Source organism: Microbacterium sp. NPDC079176 (assembly GCF_040686675.1).
In the GTDB taxonomy this organism is placed as follows: domain Bacteria; phylum Actinomycetota; class Actinomycetes; order Actinomycetales; family Microbacteriaceae; genus Microbacterium.
The window spans coordinates 1-392 of record NZ_JBFBLM010000002.1; the positions used below are offsets into that span (position 1 = coordinate 1).

Annotated in this window: 1 rRNA gene; it reads left to right on the forward strand. The window is 62.0% G+C overall.

Annotation, left to right across the window (positions count from 1 at the left end):
• Nucleotides 1-90: ribosomal RNA gene (rrf, locus tag AB0P11_RS03985) — 5S ribosomal RNA — on the forward strand; the annotation flags it as partial.
• Nucleotides 91-392: the final 302 nt, after the last annotated feature.

Here is a 392-nt window from a genome sequence, read left to right on the forward strand (position 1 = left end):
CCGGTTTACATTCCGAACCCGGAAGCTAAGCCTCACAGCGCCGATGGTACTGCAGGGGGGACCCTGTGGGAGAGTAGGACACCGCCGGACTTCTTTTAAGCAAATGGCCACCCATCGTTGGGTGGCCATTTTGCGTTAACAACATCTAGAACAGGGAGCATCATGCCGGAAGAGGAAGAGCGCCGTCCGCGTCGCAACAACGACCAGGGATCGCGCAGTAACCGACCTTCCGGAGGACGCTCGGAACAGAATCGCAGCAGCGGTCCGCGTCGCGACGACGCACCCCGCCGCGAGGGCGGTTACAGTCGTGACGGAGGAGCCCCCCGTTCTGGTGGGTACAACCGCGATGGTGGTGCCCCCCGTTCTGGTGGGTACAACCGCGATAACCGTGA